We start from the raw sequence: 19,616 nt of genomic DNA on the forward strand, positions 1-19,616 counted from the left end.
CACCCTACGCCGCTAGAGCCGCCCGGAGGCCTTGAGCCGGATATACATGTCCGCAAGTTTTGGAGGCAGCTCATGGGGCGTTTCATCCACTACTTCCGCTCCCATGGACTTCAACTGTGCGGTAACCGCCGCCCGGTCCAGCAGGGCGCGTTCCGCTGCGGCTGCACGGAAAACATCAGCAGCGGAACCCCGTGCGGCCCGCAGTTCGTCCAGTGCAGGATCCCGTACCGAGGCGATAACCACCACATGCCGGGACAGCAGCCGGGGGAGGACCGGCAGCAGGCCCTCCTCCACGGCGCCGGCATCCAAAGAGGTGATGAGCACTACCAGGGAGCGGCGCGAGGAGACGGAGGCTATGACGCCGGGCAGCAGGGAAAGGTCTGCCTCCACCAGCTCCGGTTCCAGCGGAGCCATGGCGTTGACCAGCCGGCTGAGCAGGTTCCCCTTGGCCGTGGAGTCCACGCGTGCCCGTACCCGCCGGTCCAGGGCCAGGAAATCGACCCGGTCGCCGCCGCCGCGGGCCAGCATGCCCAGCAGGAGCGCGGCTTCAATGCCGGTGTCGAGCCTGGGCTCGTCAAGAATCCGTGCCGCCGAGGTCCGCGAGGTGTCCAGCACCATGATCACCCGGCGGTCCCGCTCCGGACGCCAGGTGCGCACCACCGTGTCCCGGCGCCTCGCCGTCGCCCGCCAGTCGATGGAGCGTACGTCATCACCGCGCACATAGTCGCGCAGCGAATCGAATTCCGTACCGTTTCCCCGAAGCTGGACGGATGCGTTTCCGTCGAGCTCGCGCAGCCGGCGCAGCTTGGCGGGCAGATGGCGTTTGGAGTGGAACGCGGGCAGCACGCGCAGTGATCCGGGGTAGGGGATGGTGCGCTGGCGCGCTGCCAGCCCCAGCGGGCCAAAGGAACGGACCGTGATGTGCGCAGTGCGCAGCTCACCCCGCCGTTCCGGCCTCAGGATACCTGCCGTTTGGCGTGCTTCGCGGGCCGGCACCGTCAGGCGGCGCACTGCATCCCGTGCCCCGGCGGAGGGCTGCCAGGCATCGCGCAGTACCGCGTGGAGCGTGCGCCCGGAGAGGTTGTGGACGGTAAGGGCTGTCCGCACATCCTCACCGAGCCGGGAACTCTCCGGCACATCGCGCTGAAGTCGCAGGCTCCGCGCGGAAACCGCCAGGGCAAGGTCGGTGCCCGCAGCCAGGGCAAGGATTCCCAGCCAGCCGAAGATAGCTGCTGCGCCCGGAAACAGGACTACGGCCACTGCACCCGCTGCGGCAAGGAGGACAAAGCGTCCTGAAACAGCCACGGTGCCTCCGCCTACCGGGGTACCGGGACGGTTGCGAGGATGCTCCCGAGCACGTCGTCCACGCTGACTCCGTCCATCTGCGCTTCGGGCCTCAGCGCCACGCGGTGCCGCAGGGCCGGCAGCGTCAGGGCCTTGACGTCGTCGGGCGTCGTGAAGCTCCTGCCGGAGAGCCAGGCCCAGGCACGGGCGGTGTTGAGCAGTGCCGTGGCGCCGCGGGGAGAGACACCAAGCTGGAACGACGGCGCAGAACGGGTCGCCCGGACCAGGTCGACGATGTAGCCCAGGACTTCAGGTGCCACCTCCACCCGGGAGACAGCTTCCCGGGCGTGCCGGAGGTCCGTCTCGCCGGCTACCGGCCGGACGCCGGCTGCCCCAAGGTTCCGGGGATCGAACCCGCTGCCGTGCCGGCGGATGACTTCAATCTCGTCGTCCCTGCCGGGCAGGTCCAAAGTCATCTTCAGCAGGAAACGGTCCAGCTGGGCTTCGGGCAGCGGGTAGGTCCCCTCGTACTCCACGGGGTTCTGCGTTGCGGCAACCATGAACGGGTCCGGCAATGCGCGGGAGACGCCGTCAACGGTGACCTGGCGTTCCTCCATCGCTTCCAGCAGGGACGCCTGGGTCTTGGGCGGTGTGCGGTTGATTTCGTCGGCGAGCAGGATATTGGTGAAGACCGGTCCCTCGCGGAAGCTGAACTCCGCCGAGCGGCCGTCGTATATGAGCGAACCGGTGACGTCACCGGGCATCAGGTCCGGAGTGAACTGGACCCGGTTCGTTTCAAGGGACAACGCGGCCGCCAGGGTGCGGACCAGCAGCGTCTTGGCAACGCCTGGCACACCCTCCAGCAGCACGTGTCCGCGGGCCAGCAACGCGATGATCAGTCCCGTCACGGCGGCGTCCTGCCCCACGACGGCCTTGGCCACTTCCTGCCGGACGGCCTGCAGCGCCCGGCGGGCACTCTCGGCTTCTTCATCCAGGGTGCCTGGCTGGACCTCGCCGGCGGGGGAGGAGTACTGCTGGGTCATGGTTCGGTTATCGCTTCCTCTAGGTCCAAAAGTTCCTGTGACCAGGTCACCAGGTCACGGTCAGTTGCGGGTACATGGCGGTTGAGCAGGTTATCGATATCGGTTGCGGGGCGTCCGCTCGCATGTGCCGCGGCATCAACGACGGCGGCGGCTGTGCTTCCCGGGCCGAGCCTCAGGCGGGCGGCGAGCCGGACGAGCGTGGCCGCACGAAGATTGTCCGCGGCACGGTCCAGTGCGCGGCTGTCCTGGTACAGGCGGGCCCTTCCGTCCGCTGTCTCAGCAGCGCGCACCACCACCGGCATCGGTTCCAGGGCCAGCGGCCCAAGCCGCCGCCCGCGCCAGAAGATGGCCGCGGCTGCGACGACGAGCGTCCAGATGAGCAGCGGATCGACCCACGCCGGAAACAGGGAAAAGGGGTTTGCCGGAGCGGCGCCCGGCAGGATGTCCGAAGGAACCGGGAGGTACCAGACCAGGGTGTCCGTGCTTCCCAGGACGTGCAATGCCAGCGCGGCATTGCCGTCCCGGGCGATTGTTTCGTTTGTGAGCAGTCCGGTGAAGCCCAGGACGGAGTCCGATCCGTCCGCTGAGGAAGCGTAAACCCCGGCAGGGGGTTCGCTGTTTCCGGTGACCGGAAAACAGGTGACCTGGCCGCGGTAGGCCAGGCCCCCGGCAGTGACAGACCCGGCCGCTGCTGCAGCAGGGGCAGAGCAGTCCGCCGCCGGCGCGGAACCAGATTCAAGAAAGGCCTCGGGAACCAGTCCTGCCTGGGCAATCTCCGGAGCCAGCTCCGCGAGCTGGAGGAACGTGGGCTCCACCAGGACGGTCTTGTCCGCAGCGCCGGCCAGCTGCCCGAGCTGGCCGCTGTCCAGATACTCGTTTGGATCAACGAGCAGGAGCGTCGCTCCGCCGGGCTCCAGTGCTGTCAGGGCCGCGTCGTAGTCCGCCGGGACCACGACGTCGACACCCTGTGCACGAAGCACGCTTGCCGCCGCCTTGGCGCCGTCCGGAGCGGGGTTATCCGCTGAGAGCGGGATCCGGTCCTCTCCGGCGGAGGTGAGCAGGCTCAGCGCGACCCCGCCAGCCAGGACCAGCGCAAGAACGATCCAGAGCCGCCACGCCCGCAGCCTGCGCCGCAGGCTCCCCGGTGCCCGTGCGGGGAGGAAGGCGGCTCCGTCAGGCGTGCTGTTCGGGGTTGTTGTGCTGGTCATTTCGGCACCGCCAGAACCGGTTCCGTGCGGAGGTGCGCCTGGACAGGTTCGGTCCGCAGCAGCTCGGCGTCAAGCCGGGCGGCCCGCTCGGAATCCGTTGCTTCGGCATGCGCTCCGCCGTACTTGACCTCGTCGAAGCGGGCGCTCAGCCAGCGGATATCCGTTCCTGCGCCCGGAAATACGGAGCTCAGGGCTGCTCCTGCTTCGCCGGCCGTGCGTCCCGGCCTCCGGTCCAGGATGACGCGTTCCTCTGCTGAGCGAAGGACTGCACGCAGACGTTCGGCAAGTGCGGTGTCCCAGTCTCCGGCCGCTGCCGCGTGCTCGGCAAGCCGCCGGTGTCCTGCAGCGTCCTGTTCTGCGGCAGCGTCTTCGAAGATCCCTTCCGAGGGCTTGCGCCGGGCGTTCAGGCGCGGACGAATGACCAGCACGGCCAACGCCAGCACCAGCAGTGCACCGAGACCCAGCAGCAGCACACCGGCGCCGGATCCCAGGCCCTGGATGCCTGAAAGCACGTCGCCCAGCCATTCCAGGACAGCGGTGATCAGCTGCTCCGCCCACCCCGGCCGGGCATCCTGGTATTCGGGGCGGGCCAGCTCGGTTTCCAGCCACTTCCGGGCTTGCCGGTCGTCGGGTTCCACCGGCACGTCAAACGGCAGGGCGGAGCGGAGAGGGAAAGCGGAGATCATGAACGCCTAGGAGGCCCGTCCTCCGGGCCACGGGCCCGGAGGAACAGGGAACTGGCCTTGGCCGCCGCGGCCAGGAACGTCGTCGGGATCCCCGCCGGCAGCGTGTTCCTGCTCTCGCATCAGCTCGACGTCGAAGCCTTCCCGGCGTATGCGGAGGTCGACGTACAACAGGGAAGTGACGGCAGCTTGGAAGGCGTACCCGATTGCTCCGAAGAACGCGGAGATGGCCGTGGTCAGCACCAGGACGGGCAGGATCGTCGACAGGTCGTCCCCGGCGGCCTCGCCGGATCCGAACGAGGCGAACAGGGTGACCAGCATGGTGATGGGCGTGCTGATCACGGAAACGATGATGGAGACGATGATGCTGGTGAGGATCAGGATGCCGAAGGTCCGCCACCAGTTGCCCCGGGTCAACGACCAGGACCGGCCCATGGCAGCGAAAATGCCGCGCGGTTCCAGGACCAGGGCAGCGGGTGCCAGGGCGAGTTTTACCGTCAGCCAGGCGAAGACGGCTACGACCGCCAGGACTCCCAGCACCGTGAGGACGATCCCGGAGGTGCCCAGAAACTCAATGACGAAAACGACGGCGAAGATGAAGGCGGCCGCCCCGGCGATGGAAGCCGCGAGCATGAGCAGGGCCATGCCCGCCAGGCGGAGGAAGGACCCCTTGGCCAGGCGCCAGGTCTGCCCGAAACCGGTCTTGAGGTTCAGGATCGCACGGGCCACCGGAATGACCAGCAGTCCCTGCATCACCAGGATTCCGATCGCCGAGATGATGGTCAGCACGGTGCCGCCGGTCAGCACAGACGCACCGAGCGACATAGCCTGGGCGTCGGTGAGCTCCGCCTGCGTGTCCAGGACCTCCAGTGAACCGATGAGGGACTGGCCGAAGATCACGCTCAGGACAGCGATGACGGCCTGGATGATGATGGCAGTGCCGAAAGTCGCTGCCGGGTTGCGGCGGCATGCCTGGAAGGCTCCGTCCATGATCTCGCCCAAACCCAGCGGACGCAGCGGAATGACGCCGGGCTTCGGCGGTGCTGAGTACTGTCCCTGACCGTAGGCCGGCCCGGGAAAGCCATAGGGACTCTGGCCAGGCGCGCCCGAGCCGGGGGGAGGCGTGCCCCAGGGCTGTTGCTGGGGAGCCTGCTGCTCCCAGGGGGGCTGGGGCGGCGGAGCATACTGTCCCCACTGGGGCTGCGGCCAAGGAGCCTGTTGCCCCCATTGGGGCTGCTGACCCCATTGTGGCTGCTGCGGTCCGGGAGGCGGAAGGGGAGGCAGCGATGCGCCGGCACTGCCGTCGCCCGCCCCCGAACCGGGTTGGTTGTGATTGTCCTGACTCATGCCTGGCCCCCGCCTTGTCCGCTCTTGCTGTTGTTTGTCCTTGTCCGACTATAGTTTCTGTCCGCGTTCACCGGGACCCGGCGGGCCGCTGCAAAAATATGCCGCCGGGGATGATAGGGATAACATGGGCATTCCGGCGTGCCCCGCCTGCGCGCTGGGCGCAAGCCCTAACGGCCACTGCCGCAGTGGGCAAGGAACAGCATGCCCGGCGCGGGCTGCAGGCGTCGATTGCCCATCAGGGGCAGGAAGTAAGTGGGGAACTGGAAAGCATGAAGGCACGGATACTGGTCGTAGACGACGACGAAGCCCTGGCGGAAATGATCGGCATCGTGCTGCGCAATGACGGGTTCGACCCCGTTTTCTGCTCTGATGGTGCGCAGGCCCTGGAAATCTTCCGCAGCACCAAGCCCGACCTGGTGCTCCTGGACCTGATGCTGCCCGGTATCGACGGCATCGAGGTCTGCCGCCAGATCCGCGCGGAGTCCGACCTTCCCATCGTGATGCTGACCGCTAAATCCGACACCGCCGACGTCGTCCGCGGCCTCGAGTCCGGGGCGGACGACTACGTGCCCAAGCCCTTCAAACCGGCCGAACTCGTGGCACGCGTCCGGGCCAGGCTGCGCCCGGTCGATTCGAAATCGCCGGAGACACTTTCAATTGGGGAAATCAGCATCGATGTCGCAGGGCACTCCGTGTCACGCGGCAGCGAACGGATTGCGCTGACCCCGCTGGAATTCGACCTGCTGGTGGCGCTGGCGCGCAAACCCTGGCAGGTCTTCACACGGGAAATGCTGCTGGAACAGGTGTGGGGCTACCGCCACGCGGCCGATACCCGGCTGGTCAACGTCCACGTGCAGCGGCTGCGCTCCAAAATTGAGCGCGACCCTGAGGCGCCCGAAATTGTCCTGACGGTGCGCGGTGTCGGTTACAAAGCCGGCCAGAACTAGTTCCAGTTCCGCCTCCCCGGCGGAGCCCGGCGCCGCCGACGGCAAAAAGACCGGCTCGTGGGCCCGTCAATGGGTCGGCGCAGAGCGCCGGGCCCGGGCCGCGGCCGCCGTGCGCCGGATGGCGGAATCCGCCTACCAGGCCAGCCTGGCGCGGGTTGCCGTGCGCTGGCGGCGGTCGCTGCAGTTCAAGACCGTCCTGGCGACCCTCCTTCTCGTGACCCTGGCTTCCGGCGGAATCGGGGCGTTCCTGTCCCACCAGATTGCCGGCGCCCTGTATGAGGAGCGCCTGACACAGTTTCGTGCCGAAGCAACTGCCGGCCTAAGCAGCGTCAAGGAAAACTTCCGCACCACCGCAGCCGTGGACCGCGAAGGCACCGAACGACTGGTGTCCAACACACTTTCCCTGCTCGAGGGACGCGGTGCCGAAACCCCGCGCCGCTACTTGCTCACACCTTTGCCCGGGCAGGACAACCTTTACGTTCACCCGCTGGGTGACGGCATCACTGCCAGCGGAATCCCGGCGCCGCTGAGCGATTCCATCAACGCCATGGATCCGGACGGCGAGGACGTCGTCCACTGGTCCGCCCTGGCGCTTGCCCACGGCGAACCCGGACTGGCTTTCGGCACCAAGGTCACGCTGCCTCCGGACCGCTCCGAATATGCGCTCTACCTGATCTACGACCTCTCCACCATGCAGCAGACCCTGGATGACATCCACCGGATCCTCTGGATCGCCGGCAGCCTGTTCCTGGCAATCATCGGAACTATCGCCTGGGTTGTCACAAAGGCCGGCGTCGGCGCCGTCAGTGCCGCCGCCTCCGTGTCCGAAAAGCTCGCGGCGGGGGAGCTCCAGGAACGCATGGAGGTCAAGGGAGAGGACGAGGTTGCCAGGCTCGCAGCCTCCTTCAACCACATGGCAGCCACGCTGCAGGACCAGATCACCCAGCTCGCCCAGCTCTCACGCATGCAGCAGGGTTTCGTCTCGGACGTCTCCCACGAACTGCGCACTCCGCTGACCACGGTAAGGATGGCAGCCGAAGTGCTGTACGACGCCCGCGACGGGTTTGATCCCATCAGCAAGCGCTCCACGGAGCTGCTCTACCACCAGGTGGAACGCTTCCAGGCGCTGCTCGCCGACCTGCTGGAAATCAGCCGCTTCGATGCCGGCGCAGCTGAACCGGACCTCGAGGCCGCGGATATCCTCGGCATCGTCCGCGACGTCGTGGAAGCCACCGAGCCGCTGGCCTTGAACAACGGTTCGGAAGTGCGCATTGTCTGCCGCGAGGACCGGGTAGTGGTCGATGCCGATCCCCGCCGCGTCGAACGTATTGTCCGCAACCTGGTGGTCAATGCGCTGGAGCATGGTGAAGGCAAACCGGTGGAGATCGCAGTCGCCGCCAATGCCGACGCCGTCGGCGTCGCGGTCCGGGACTATGGCATTGGGATGAGCGACGACGACGCCGCGCGCGTCTTCGACCGTTTCTGGCGGGCGGATCCGGCGCGTGCCCGGACAACCGGCGGCAGCGGTCTGGGCCTTGCCATTGCTGCGGAGGATGCCCGGCTGCATGACGGATGGCTGGAAGCGTGGGGCAGCCCGGGCAACGGTGCCTGCTTCCGGCTGACACTTCCGCGGCGGCACGGCGAAGGGTTCGCGGCGTCCCCGGTTCCCCTTTCCCCGCAGGACACATCGCTGCCGGCACCGCCCCGCGCTCTCTCTGCACTCGTGCGTCCTGACCCGGAGGAACACCATGACTAGCGGACTTCGCGGCCGCGTTCGCGCCGCACTCCTCGTCGCCGTCATGCTCTTCCTGGCCGGCTGTTCCTCTATTCCCACGGTTGGTCCGGTGGGCACGGCTACTCCCAGTGCGGGCGGCAGCAACATCGCGAACCAGCTCAGCTACGCGCCTCCCGGCCCCGTGGACGGCGCGGGCCCGCAGGAAATCATCGAAGGCTTCATCACCGCCGGAGTGGGAGCGGGAGAGGACTACAGCGCGGCCCGTGAGTTCCTCACACCCGAGCTTGCCGGCTCCTGGGTTCCCGGCGAACGGGTCGTGATCTACGGAGCGGACCCGAACGTGGTCCCGCTTCCCGAGCCGAATGCGTTCCAGATCCAACTGGAAGTGGTGGCCTCGGTCGACGCCGGAGGCATCCGCACGAACTCCGCCCCCGGGACCACCGAGACCATCCAGGTCCGGGTGGCACAGCAGGACGGCGAGTGGCGCATCAGCGGCATTCCCAACGGAGTGATGATCTCGGACGTCACGTTCCCGACGGTGTTCCAGGCCCATAACCTGTACTTCTACTCCAGCACCTACCGCTACTGGGTTCCGGACACCCGGTGGTTTGTCCGCCGGTCAGGCATAGCGGCCTCCGTGGTCAACGCCCTGCTGGCGGGACCTGCTCCGTACCTGCGGGGCGCGGTGACCAGCGCTTTCCCAGCGGAAACGTCGCTCGCGCGCGATGCCGTTCCGGTGGTTTCCGGCGTGGCCTCGGTGGACTTTTCGGCCGAAGTCCTTGATTCCAGCGACCTCAGCCGGCAGCAGATGGCGCTTCAGCTGGAAAAGAACCTCCGCCAGCTCAATAACGTGAATTCCGTGGAGATGACGGTCAACCAGCGCGCGGTGGACCTGGGACCCGAGGACGATTCCCTGCTGGCGGTCCAGGACGATCCCCGTGTCGGCGATACCCAGATTGCGGTCTCCGGCGACAGCTTGATGTTCTTCCGCGACAGGCAGGCGGTGCCCATCGAAGACCTGCCTGACCTTAGCGAGTACGAACCGCAGGAGCCCGCCGTGTCGGCGGACCTGACCACCATCGCCTTCCTTTCCGGTGACGCCGGCACCCTGCTGGTGACAGGTCCCGGCAAGGACGTCGCACCCGTGGCGTCCGGAAGCTCCCTCACCGCGCCAAGCGTCGATCCTGAAGGCTGGATCTGGTCCGCCTCGGACGAGCCGTCCGGGAGTAAAGTGATCGCTGTCGGACCGGACCTCAAGCCTTCGGCCCAGCCTGGGCTGAAGCCGTCCTGGCTCGACGGGATGAAGGTCAGGGAACTGCGGATCTCCCGCGACGGAGCCCGTGCCTTGCTGGTGGTTGAACAGAAGGGTACCGCCCGTGTCCTGATCGCCGGCGTCGTGCGCTCTTCCGACGGTACCCCGCAGACGCTGACAGCACCTTTGGAAATCTGGACTGATGATCCCGTGACGACGGCTGTCTGGGTCGGCGAGACCTCGGTTGCGGCGCTGCAAAGCGGCCAGGATGAGCGCCTTACCCCGGTCATCCTGGATCCCACGGAGGAGAACCGAACCTTGGCGCCATGGGACGGAGGCTTCAGCCTGAGCGGTGGTGATGGTCCGGAAGACCTCTTCCTGCAGACCGCTGACGCCATTTACAAGAAACTGGGCAACGGCTGGATCAAGGAAATCGACGGGCTGCGGGATCCGGCGTTCCCGGGCTAGGGCATTGTTCCCGTCTGGTCCTCTGGGGTCTGCACCTCTCGGTATCCCTCCGTCCCTCCACATATCCGGCCGGTGGGCCTGACAGCGACCGTTTATCCGCACGCGCTGTCCGTTGCACATGGCGGCGTGCCTTGGGCCGCAGTGTGGGGACATGTCTTTTCCGCGTGTGATTTTGTTCCGGGAAGCGGACCGGGTCTTCCAGCACCCCGCCGCGGCCGGGTTGCTGGTGGCCGGCCGCGAATTGCGGTCGGTGCTGCTGCCGGTGGTGTGTGCCGTGTGCGCACGGCCGGACGAATCGTTGTGTAGCGGATGCGCGGCCGCCGTCAGGCATGCCACACTGCGCCCCTTTGAGGCATCGTCCGGCGCAGGGCTGCTCCCGTCCCAGGAGGAGGAGGACGCCGGCGCAGGCGTTTCCTGCCCGGCCCGGGTTTTCCCGCCCCGCGGCGCGCCAATACCGTCCTCTGTCGGTGACGGCGGCCGGCCGCTACGGGACGGCACTGGCCCGGGTGCTGCTCGCCTGCAAGAACCATGGCCACACGGATCTGGTTCCTGTCCTCGGCACGGCGATGGCGCGCGCCCTGCACTCGGTTCCGGGCATCGGGCAGGATCCAGTCCATCTGGTCCCGGTTCCGGGGAAGACACGGGCCCGTTACCGCCGCGGATACGATCCGCTTGCCCTCATCCTGGGTTACGTCAGCCGCCGCGGACTGCTGCCCGGGAAGACGCACGTCAGCCGGCTGGTGCGGTACCGGCCACGGTCCGAGGCTGCGGGATGGCTGAGTATCCGGAAGGCAGGGCAGAAGGGGCTCGGAGCCCGGGCCCGGAGGCGCAACGTGCAGGGAACCATGATCGCGGGGCCGCCGGGATCCCTTCGAGGGCTGAAAGTGGTGGTGGCCGATGACGTCCTGACCACTGGAGCCACCCTTGCCGAAGCTGTGCGTGCCCTGCGCAGCGCCGGTGCGGAGGTGCTGGGCGCCGTCGTCATCGCTGCGGCGCGTGCGCCTTCAGCTACCCGCTGACCACCGCGTTGCAGCAGGCCACGCCGGGAAAAGAAAGGACAGCGTCCAAGGTCAGAAGGTGAATTTACTTTCGGGGTGATCTAACGTGTTGGTATGGACTGTTTCAAGCAAAGGAGCAGTCCTGCGGCAACGGCTGCGAAGGAAACTGGCAGCGGCCGTTGTTGTGTCACCGAAGAATATTGGAGGGCACCATGGAATTCATGATCAGCGGACGCAACGTTGCAGTATCCGATCGGTTCCGTCAGTACGCCGCCGAGAAGATCGGCAAGGTGGAGAACCTCGGAAACAAGGTGCAGCGGGTTGATGCACGGGTTACCAAGCACGAGAACATCCGCGAAGCCGACAGCTCCCTCACCGTTGAATTGACCGTCCTTGGACGCGGACCCGTGGTCCGTGCCGAAGCATCGTCCGCCGATAAGTTCGCCGCCTTCGACCTCGCCTACGGCAAGCTCATGGAGCGCCTCCGCCGTGCCAGCGACCGGCGGAAGGTTCACCACGGGCGGCACACCCCTCTTGCGGTACGCGTGGCGACCGCCGGGCTGGAGCCGGCCCGGACAGCAGAGCCGCTCGCAGCGCAGGTTGCCGCTGAAGAACCGGATCCTATGGAAGGCAATGGAGCCGACCAGGAGACGCAGACCGGCGAATGCCCGGTGCTGATCCGCCGCAAGGTTTTTCCGGGTGCCCCCATGAGCCTTGACGACGCTGTCGACAACATGGAACTGGTCGGCCACGATTTCTACCTGTTCGTTGATTCCGCAACCGGTGCGCCGTCGGTGGTGTACCGCCGGAAGGGATGGACCTACGGCGTGATCACCCTGGATTCGAAGTGCGCAGAGGGCGAACAGGAACTGCGCGAAGAGATGCGCGGTTACCGCGACAACACGGTTGTGACGGAAGGGATCGAAGCCACCGCCTGACGGCCGGACCTGTCTAGGATGGGGGCATGCCAGCCGCCTTGACCCTGGACCAGGCCCGCCGCGCCGTTCTGTGCGCGCAGCAGTTTGCTAAAGCGCGGCCCGCCAGCCCGACTCCCGGGCAGGTGGGCCGCGTTTTTGATTCACTCGCCCTGTTGCAGATCGACTCCGTCAACGTGCTCGCCCGGAGCCACTATTTGCCGCACTTTTCGCGGCTCGGTGCGTACGACCGGACGGTGCTGGACCGGATGTCTTCCCGCCACCCGCGCCGCATGATGGAGTATTGGGCGCACGAGGCGAGCTATATCCATCCGGACCTGTTCGCCGACCTGCGCCTTTGGAAGAAACGAAGCTGGGCAGGCTCCGGGGAACCGGAAGAACTCCGCCGGCGCGTCTCCGATGCGTTGCTGGCACTGCTCGAAGACAAGCATCCGCTCACCGCGCGCCAGGCTGAAATGCTCCTGGGGCACGCCGCGGACAGGGAAAAGACCAACTGGGGATGGAACTGGAGCGTCGTCAAGCGCGCGCTGGAAGACCTGTTCGAACAGGGGATCGTTACCAGTGCCGGCCGTACTGCCCAGTTTGAACGGCTCTACGCCCCCACCGCCGCGGTGCATCCGCAGGGGCCGGCGTCCCTGGAAGGCGGCGTCGACCGCAGCGAGGCACTGCTGCGGCTGACGGAAAGGGCTGCACGTGCGCTTGGCGTCGGCACGGCAAACGCACTTGCCGACTATTTCCGCCTGCCGGTTCAGGAGACCCTGGCGGCGGCCAGGGTACTGTCCGCACGCGGCACGCTGGAGGAGACCTCGGTCGCTGGCTGGAAGACACCGGTTTTCCTGCATGCAGCTGCCCGCATTCCACGCCGCTGCCACGGCCGCGGGTTGCTGAGTCCCTTCGATTCCCTGGTATTTGACCGGAGGAGGCTGCGGGACCTCTTCGGGATCGACTACCGGATCGAAATCTATACCCCTGCGGCAAAACGGCGTTTCGGGTACTACGTGCTGCCCTTCCTGCTGCGGGAAGGGATCGCGGCGCGCGTTGACCTCAAAGCCGACCGGGCCAGGGGAGTGCTCCTGGTCCAGTCCGCCCACCTGGAAGCGGACGCACCGGATGATACTGCCGTTGAGCTGGCTGCGGAATTAGTCCTGATGGCACGGTGGCTGGACCTCGGAGAGGTTATGGTAAGACCTGTGGGCAACCTTGCGCCCGCCCTGAAACTGGCCGTTAGCCGTGAGTAACCCACGCCGGGAACCCAGACGTCCTGCGGGACGTCTCTCACGTAGACTGGGGACGCCAGAAAACGGCAACACTAGATTGGGAGCAAATCAGTGGCATCACTTCTCGAACGAGTTCTTCGCACCGGCGACAAGAAGACGCTGAAAACACTGCGTAACTACGCCGACGCGATCAACGTGCTCGAGGACGAGTACAAGGCCCTGTCTGACGCTGAGCTGCGCGCCGAAACAGACAGCCTCAAGGAGCGCCACGCCGACGGCGAATCGCTGGATGATCTTCTCCCAGAGGCCTTTGCGATGGTCCGTGAGGCGGCAGGCCGGACCCTGGGGATGCGTCACTTTGATGTGCAGCTGATGGGCGGCGCGGCTCTTCACCTGGGAAACATCGCAGAAATGAAGACCGGTGAAGGCAAGACCCTCGTCGCCACCGCACCCGCTTTCCTGAACGCACTGACCGGCCGCGGCGTCCACGTCGTCACCGTGAACGACTACCTGGCCCAGTATCAGTCCGAGCTCATGGGCCGTGTCTTCCGCTTCCTGGGCATGAGCACAGGCTGCATTGTCTCGAACCAGGATCCGGCCACCCGCCGTGAGCAGTACGCCGCAGACATCACCTACGGCACGAACAACGAGTTCGGCTTCGACTACCTGCGCGACAACATGGCCTGGAGCGCTTCGGAACTTGTCCAGCGCGGCCACCACTACGCCATCGTTGATGAAGTCGACTCCATCCTTATTGACGAGGCGCGCACCCCGCTGATCATCTCCGGTGCCGCGAGCGGCGACGTAAACCGCTGGTATACGGAGTTTGCCAAGGTGGTCCAGCGGCTGAGCCTGGACCAGGACTACGAAGTCGACGAAAAGAAGCGCACCGTCGGCGTCCTGGAATCCGGTATCGAGAAGGTCGAGGACTATCTGGGTATCAGCAACCTCTATGAGGCTGCGAACACGCCGCTGATCGGTTTCCTGAACAACGCCATCAAGGCCAAGGAGCTGTTCAAGCGGGACAAGGACTACGTCATCCTCAACGGCGAGATCCTCATCGTTGACGAGCACACCGGGCGCATCCTCTCCGGACGCCGCTACAACGAAGGCATGCACCAGGCCATCGAGGCCAAAGAAGGCGTGCAGATCAAGGCCGAGAACCAGACCCTCGCCACGGTCACCCTGCAGAACTACTTCCGCCTGTACGAAAAGCTCTCCGGCATGACCGGCACCGCCGAAACCGAAGCGGCCGAGTTCATGAGCACGTACAAACTCGGCGTCGTGCCCATCCCGACCAACAAGCCCATGGCACGGCTTGACCAGCCCGACCTCATTTACAAGAACGAGGTCGCCAAGTTCGACGCCGTCGTCAAGGACATTGCCGAACGCCATGCCTCCGGGCAGCCCGTGCTGGTGGGCACCACCAGCGTGGAAAAGAGCGAATACCTCTCGAAGCAGCTGGCCAAGGCAGGCATCCGGCACGAGGTCCTGAATGCAAAGAACCACGCCCGTGAAGCTGCCATCGTGGCCCAGGCCGGCCGCAAGGGAGCGGTCACCGTAGCCACCAACATGGCTGGCCGCGGCACCGACATCATGCTCGGCGGCAACGCGGAATTCAACGCCGTAGCCGACCTGAACAGCCGCGGACTGGATCCGGCCGAGAACCCGGAGGCCTATGAAGCGGCCTGGCCTGCTGCCCTCGAGAAGGCACAGTCCGCGGTCGCTGCGGAACACGATGAAGTGCGTGCCCTCGGCGGCCTGTACGTCCTGGGCACCGAACGCCACGAATCCCGGCGCATCGACAACCAGCTGCGTGGACGTTCCGGTCGCCAGGGCGATCCGGGCGAATCCCGTTTCTACCTCTCCCTCACGGATGACCTCATGCGCCTGTTTAACTCAGGTGCCGCTGAACGCATCATGAACAGTTCCTCGATGCCGGACGACGTCGCGCTCGAATCGAAGCTCGTCTCGAAGGCAATCCAGAACGCGCAGGGCCAGGTTGAAGGCCGGAACGCGGAACAGCGCAAAAACGTCCTGAAGTACGACGACGTCCTGAACCGCCAGCGCGAGGCCATCTACGGAGACCGCCGCCGCATCCTTGAAGGAGACGACCTGCACGAGAAGGTCGGTTTCTTCCTGGAAGACGTCATCGGCGCGATCGTCAACGATGCGACGGCGGAGGGCCACGGGGACGACTGGGATCTGGAAACCCTCTGGAAGAACCTCAAGATCGTCTACCCGGTGAGCCTGACTGTCGACGAAGTCATCGACGAAGCCGGTGGAAGGGCCCAGCTCACCCGGGACTTCCTGCTGAACGAAATCCTGTCTGATGCCCGGCTGGCCTACCAGGCCCGTGAGGATGCCATTGGCTCTGCTGCGATGCGCGAACTCGAGCGCCGGGTAGTGCTCTCGGTGATCGGCCGGAAATGGCAGGAACACCTCTACGAGATGGACTACCTCAAGGAGGGCATCGGCCTGCGGGCAATGGCTCAGCGCGATCCCCTGGTTGAGTACCAGCGCGAAGGCTTCGTCATGTTCCAGACCATGATGGAGGCTATCCGCGAGGAGAGCATCCGGTACCTGTTCAACGTTGAGGTCCAGGTCTCCGAGCCTGCCGTTCCGGAAGCCCTCGCAGGCATCAAGGACGCACGCGGCGCCCTGGGCACTCCCATCATCAAGGCTGCCGGCCTCGAAGCGCCCGAACGGCCCGCCAGCCTGCAGTTCTCCGCCCCGAACAGCCAGGGTCAGGTCGAAACCAGGGTTGAGCGCACCACCCCCGCCAAGCAGTCAGGGTCGGGTTCACCGGCCGAGCCTGGCTCACGCCGGGACGTGCGCGCTTCCTCCAAGAAGAAGCGGCGCAAGTAGGCTCAGCCGATCTCCAAAGCCGTGACCTTCCACAGTCCGCGCCGCAGCTCCAGCCGGAGAGCCGCCGCGCGGACTGTGGACGTTTCGGCTGCGACAACGGCTACTTCGTAGATCCCTTCCGCGACGGGACAGACCCTGACACGCAGGATCCGGACATTGCGGCGTGCCCTGGCTCCGCTGGCTGCGGCGCGTCCCCGCTCCAGGTTTGTCCGCATCTGCAGCCGTTCAAATTCGTCCAGGTCCAGCCAGCGCGACATCTGCTGCAGTGGACGCACACCTGCGAGCACTTCCAGGGCACCTACAGTGACAGACCGCGCGATCGCCTCCATGCGCGCGTCATCCTGCGGCGGACTGGACCAGTTTGCGCCAGGCGGCAGCGGATCCGGAGGCACTGCACGTACCTGAACCGGACGTTGCTGGGGCACGACCGGGGGTGCGTTCCCGGGAACGGTGGAGAAGACCGGTGTACGGGGCACGGGCAGAGGTTCGCCGCTGGCCCGCGCCAGCAATCCGCGGCCCTGTGCATTTACCTCGCCTGGAGCTGGAAGAACAATGAGGATCGTCATCAGCGTGCTCCTTTTCGATAGGGTTTAGTCCGCTTGGAGCGGCGGAACGGCCAGGACCTGTCCGGGCTGGAGGACATGGGGGTTTGCGCCTATGACGCCACGGTTCAGCTCGAACCACGCCGGCCAGTGCGAAGCGATCTCGGTGTCTGTGGCAGAGGGGCCAAGCTGTGCGGCGGCCAGCGCCCACAGGGTGTCTCCGGCCATGACCGTTACCTCCTGATACGCCGGAGCCTGCAAACGGACAGAAGGTGGAATCAGCAGCGGACCCGGTACGGTTTCCGGCGCCGATTTCCAGTGCGGGTCAAACGGGTCCACGCCGTCGGGTGACTGCACCGGCTGCCAGAGTGGATCGATCGCCGAATTCCCGCCCCACGCAGCCGCAGCCGCGGCAGGAGCACCAGCAGGGCCCGGTGGAGGGGCTGCCAACGCCGTCATCGGGACGGCGGCAACCTGCAGGCCAAGAACCGCTGCCGCCAACCGGCGGAGGAATTCAGGACTGAACCGTCCAACAGTGCGGGCTGCGCGGTGTTTGCCGAACCGCAGCAGCAGCGCTGAGATGAGCCCGGCCGTCAACCCGACGGTCCACCACGCCAACACGAGGATGCCCGCCGCGCTGGCAGCCAGGGCGGCAAGCGACTGAAGCTCTGTCAGCGAGCTGGCCCGGAGAATGTCAAAGGTGCCCGCGCGCCCCGAAAGCCTGGCGCCGGACCAGACCAGCAGCAGGCCTGCTGCCGCCGCAGCAGCTGCTTGTAACAGGTCTTCCAGAAGCCGGCGCATGTTCTGGCCTTTCGAGGTAACGTGCGGATGGCCGATCAGATATCGGCTACTTGATGAAATTTGGTGTCGTTTGATGCGATTTGTTGGCTGGTGATGTCCTTTACTACACACAGATGGCAATGCTGTCCAGAGTGGCCAAGGAGAAATTTGGCGGTTAGCCTTTGCCGATGAGATGGGAGTCACTGTTTGCTGACCTGGAGGCACAGCTGGCCGCAGCCGGACAGGCCGGGCTGGAAGCTGAGATAGCGGAACGTCAGCGAGGGGAGTCAGCGTCCATCGGCTTCACCGCTCGGTTGCGGGGCCAGCATGGCGGGCCGCTCAAGGTTTACGTCGACGGGGTTGAGGAACCTCTTTGGGGTGAACTCAGGCAGGTAGGCGCTGGCTGGTTCCTGCTGAAGTCCTCGTCAACATCGCACCTGGTTCCGCTGCAGGCAGTGCGGCTGGTCGAGGGAATGGGCCGGTTTGCGGCTGCGGAGGAAGGACTCGTCCAGCTGAAGCTCTCGTCGGCCTTGAGGGGAGTGGCGCGGGACCGCTACCCGGTGCGCCTGCAGCTCCGCGGAGCGCCCGCAGCCAGCCTGCACGGCAGCATCGACAGGGTCGGGCTGGACTTCCTGGAATTCGCCGTGCTGGAGCCCGGCACCGCACGCCGGCGGGAGAACGTTGCCTCGGCAGCGGTCGTCCCGTTCCGGGCTGTTGCGGTCATCAGTTCCACCCGCTGACCGTTCCCCAGAACGCTCAGCCGGGGTCGGATGCCGCTGCGCTAGACGTCCGCAGCTTCGTCCTGCGGCAGGGCGGCCCGTGCCTCGGCCGCCTTCCGATAGGCGCCGGCAATGTATTCCTCGAGTTTTGCCGATTCGACCCTCCACTGGCCGCGGCCACCAACCTGGATGGCCGGAAGTTCCCCGGAACGCACCAGCGCATACGTCTGGGACGAAGAAATGTTCAGGACCTCGCCAACGTCGGCGAGCGTGAGGAACCTCTTCTCCACCATGGTGCCTTCCCTCATTTCCGTTCTCGCTCCGTGCGGCTCTGGCCAAGTCTGCCAGCACAACGGCCGCCGTGCGGAAGTTATCCACAAATTAGGGCCCCCACCCGTTTCCATCCTGCACATTCCGCGTCACAATGTCCTGCAACACTCCGCAGGGAGTCCGGGGGAAACGTTCAGGGGGAAAGATGAGTCTCAAGACCGCGGTGCCGCAGGCGCCTGCCCAGCGCCTCAAGAAGCCATCGTGGAAGGACCCCCGGCTGCTGGTGGGGATACTGCTGGTGCTGGCATCCGTGGCGGGAGTAACTGCGCTGGTGGCGGGTGCGGAAAAGTCCACGAACGTTCTCGTGGCGGCCAGGGACCTTCCCGTTGGCACAGCCCTCGACTCGGAGGACTTTGACGTAGTGCCGGTACGTCTGGGCACCCTCGAAGGGGCCTATATGCCTGCCGGCGAGAAGATCCCCGACGGCGCAGTTGCCGGCGCGCTGATCCGCAGCGGCGAGCTGTTGGTGAGGGCGGACCTGGCCACGTCAGACCAGCTGGACCGCAAGCCGCTGGGGCTCGACGTTGAGACGCCGCTGCCCAGCGGAATCCGGTCGGGAGACAGGGTGGATGTGTGGGCGTCGCTGCCCGACGGCCGGAACGGTTTCAGCGAACCGCGAAAGCTTCTCGAGGCAGCGGAAATCTCCGAAATCGCTGTAGCGGAATCCGTCATTGCCGGCCCGGACGCCACGCGGCTGCTCGTGCTGGTGGAAGATTCGGACCTTCCCGCACTTCTCGGAGCCCTGTCGAACCAGGCCAAAATCGCCGTCGTCCCGAATCCGTCACTCCGATGAGTTCGATTCCGGTGGTGACTTCAGGCAGCGGAACAGCTGAGCTGGTTCAGGGGCTGGAACGCCTGCAGGGCCCGGTGACGGTCATCAGGCGGTGCGGTGAACTGGCTGAACTCATTGCCGCGTGCCAAAGCGGCATGGCCCGGGCAGCCATTGTGGATGACGACGCAGTTGAACTGACGGCCAGCCTCGCCGAACGCCTGTCTGCCGCGGGAGTCGCACTGATTGTCCTCGCGGACGACGTCGAAACCCAGGAAAGGCTGGACGCGCTGGGGATCCGGCATGCGTCCGGAACGCTCGATTCAGCGTCGTTCGCGGAACTGGTTGCCTCAGCGGTGTCGGAGCTGGAATCACGGACCGGCCTGCCTTCGAGCGCTTCGTCGCTGGCCGACCCAGGACAGCCTTTCCGGCAGTGGACCTTGGCGGAAAGCCCGTCAGGCGGGGGAGGGGAGGCACTCCGGGACCGGAGG

17 protein-coding genes and 1 pseudogene are annotated in these 19,616 nt (G+C 66.0%); 10 read left to right on the forward strand and 8 right to left on the reverse strand.

Annotated features, from left to right (window positions below):
- Positions 1 to 12: 12 nt before the first annotated feature.
- Genes TVB01_RS13330 through TVB01_RS13350 form a run of 5 tightly spaced genes read right to left on the reverse strand, consistent with a single transcriptional unit; the run spans position 13 to position 5,208 of the window.
- Complete coding sequence (locus tag TVB01_RS13330) at positions 13 to 1,305, reverse strand: DUF58 domain-containing protein (protein WP_422456390.1); 1,293 nt, start codon at positions 1,303 to 1,305, stop codon at positions 13 to 15.
- Positions 1,306 to 1,316: 11 nt separating this feature from the next.
- A complete protein-coding gene (locus TVB01_RS13335; protein WP_422456391.1) occupies positions 1,317 to 2,327 on the reverse strand; it encodes an AAA family ATPase in 1,011 nt (336 codons plus the stop codon).
- The gene (locus TVB01_RS13340) at positions 2,324 to 3,535 is read right to left on the reverse strand and encodes a DUF4350 domain-containing protein (protein ID WP_422456392.1); all 1,212 of its coding nucleotides are present in this window, start codon (positions 3,533 to 3,535) and stop codon (positions 2,324 to 2,326) included. The genes TVB01_RS13335 and TVB01_RS13340 overlap by 4 nt, the downstream gene beginning before the upstream one ends.
- Positions 3,532 to 4,221, reverse strand: a complete 690-nt coding sequence (locus tag TVB01_RS13345) for a DUF4129 domain-containing protein (RefSeq protein WP_422456393.1) — start codon at positions 4,219 to 4,221, stop codon at positions 3,532 to 3,534. Before TVB01_RS13345 ends, TVB01_RS13340 begins: the two co-directional genes overlap by 4 nt.
- A gap of 6 nt (positions 4,222 to 4,227) precedes the next feature.
- Positions 4,228 to 5,208, reverse strand: a complete 981-nt coding sequence (locus TVB01_RS13350; RefSeq protein ID WP_422456394.1) for a glycerophosphoryl diester phosphodiesterase membrane domain-containing protein — start codon at positions 5,206 to 5,208, stop codon at positions 4,228 to 4,230.
- A 626-nt stretch (positions 5,209 to 5,834) separates the two neighbouring features.
- Here TVB01_RS13350 and mtrA point away from each other — a divergent pair.
- The 7 genes from mtrA to secA all read left to right on the forward strand — a co-directional run bounded on the left by mtrA (position 5,835) and on the right by secA (position 15,985).
- A complete protein-coding gene (gene mtrA, locus TVB01_RS13355) occupies positions 5,835 to 6,512 on the forward strand; it encodes an MtrAB system response regulator MtrA (protein WP_422456395.1) in 678 nt (225 codons plus the stop codon).
- Positions 6,484 to 8,268, forward strand: coding sequence for an MtrAB system histidine kinase MtrB (mtrB, locus tag TVB01_RS13360; protein WP_422456396.1), 1,785 nt, complete (start codon positions 6,484 to 6,486; stop codon positions 8,266 to 8,268). The genes mtrA and mtrB overlap by 29 nt, the downstream gene beginning before the upstream one ends.
- Positions 8,261 to 9,967, forward strand: coding sequence for an LpqB family beta-propeller domain-containing protein (locus tag TVB01_RS13365; protein ID WP_422456397.1), 1,707 nt, complete (start codon positions 8,261 to 8,263; stop codon positions 9,965 to 9,967). The genes mtrB and TVB01_RS13365 overlap by 8 nt, the downstream gene beginning before the upstream one ends.
- Before the next feature lie 467 nt (positions 9,968 to 10,434).
- Positions 10,435 to 10,986 (forward strand): ComF family protein, encoded by a 552-nt coding sequence (locus TVB01_RS13370; RefSeq protein ID WP_422456398.1) that lies wholly within the window; start codon positions 10,435 to 10,437, stop codon positions 10,984 to 10,986.
- Positions 10,987 to 11,177: 191 nt separating this feature from the next.
- Positions 11,178 to 11,903, forward strand: a complete 726-nt coding sequence (gene hpf / locus TVB01_RS13375; RefSeq protein ID WP_422456399.1) for a ribosome hibernation-promoting factor, HPF/YfiA family — start codon at positions 11,178 to 11,180, stop codon at positions 11,901 to 11,903.
- Between the two features lie 26 nt (positions 11,904 to 11,929).
- Entirely contained in the window at positions 11,930 to 13,138 is a 1,209-nt protein-coding gene (locus TVB01_RS13380; RefSeq protein ID WP_422456400.1) for a winged helix-turn-helix domain-containing protein, read from the forward strand.
- A 90-nt stretch (positions 13,139 to 13,228) separates the two neighbouring features.
- On the forward strand, positions 13,229 to 15,985 hold the full coding sequence (gene secA, locus TVB01_RS13385; protein ID WP_422456401.1) for a preprotein translocase subunit SecA: 2,757 nt from the start codon (positions 13,229 to 13,231) through the stop codon (positions 15,983 to 15,985).
- A 2-nt stretch (positions 15,986 to 15,987) separates the two neighbouring features.
- Here secA and TVB01_RS13390 read toward each other — a convergent pair whose 3' ends face one another.
- Both TVB01_RS13390 and TVB01_RS13395 read right to left on the reverse strand, forming a co-directional pair.
- The gene (locus TVB01_RS13390) at positions 15,988 to 16,551 is read right to left on the reverse strand and encodes an Rv3235 family protein (protein WP_422456402.1); all 564 of its coding nucleotides are present in this window, start codon (positions 16,549 to 16,551) and stop codon (positions 15,988 to 15,990) included.
- Between the two features lie 24 nt (positions 16,552 to 16,575).
- The gene (locus tag TVB01_RS13395; RefSeq protein ID WP_422456403.1) at positions 16,576 to 17,328 is read right to left on the reverse strand and encodes a LysM peptidoglycan-binding domain-containing protein; all 753 of its coding nucleotides are present in this window, start codon (positions 17,326 to 17,328) and stop codon (positions 16,576 to 16,578) included.
- A gap of 167 nt (positions 17,329 to 17,495) precedes the next feature.
- On the opposite strand from TVB01_RS13395, the gene TVB01_RS13400 reads away from it, so the two are divergent.
- Complete coding sequence (locus tag TVB01_RS13400; protein ID WP_422456404.1) at positions 17,496 to 18,047, forward strand: hypothetical protein; 552 nt, start codon at positions 17,496 to 17,498, stop codon at positions 18,045 to 18,047.
- Positions 18,048 to 18,088: 41 nt separating this feature from the next.
- On the opposite strand, the gene TVB01_RS13405 is transcribed toward TVB01_RS13400, so the two are convergent.
- On the reverse strand, positions 18,089 to 18,319 hold the full coding sequence (locus TVB01_RS13405) for a helix-turn-helix domain-containing protein (RefSeq protein ID WP_422456406.1): 231 nt from the start codon (positions 18,317 to 18,319) through the stop codon (positions 18,089 to 18,091).
- Between the two features lie 182 nt (positions 18,320 to 18,501).
- Between TVB01_RS13405 and TVB01_RS13410 the strand changes: the two genes are divergently transcribed.
- Entirely contained in the window at positions 18,502 to 19,149 is a 648-nt protein-coding gene (locus tag TVB01_RS13410; protein ID WP_422456405.1) for an SAF domain-containing protein, read from the forward strand.
- Positions 19,146 to 19,616, forward strand: a pseudogene (locus TVB01_RS13415) (chromosome partitioning protein); the annotation flags it as partial. The gene TVB01_RS13410 and the pseudogene TVB01_RS13415, both read left to right, overlap by 4 nt.

The sequence above is a fragment of the Arthrobacter sp. 7Tela_A1 genome (assembly GCF_049311065.1).
Taxonomy (GTDB): Bacteria; Actinomycetota; Actinomycetes; order Actinomycetales; family Micrococcaceae; genus Arthrobacter_B.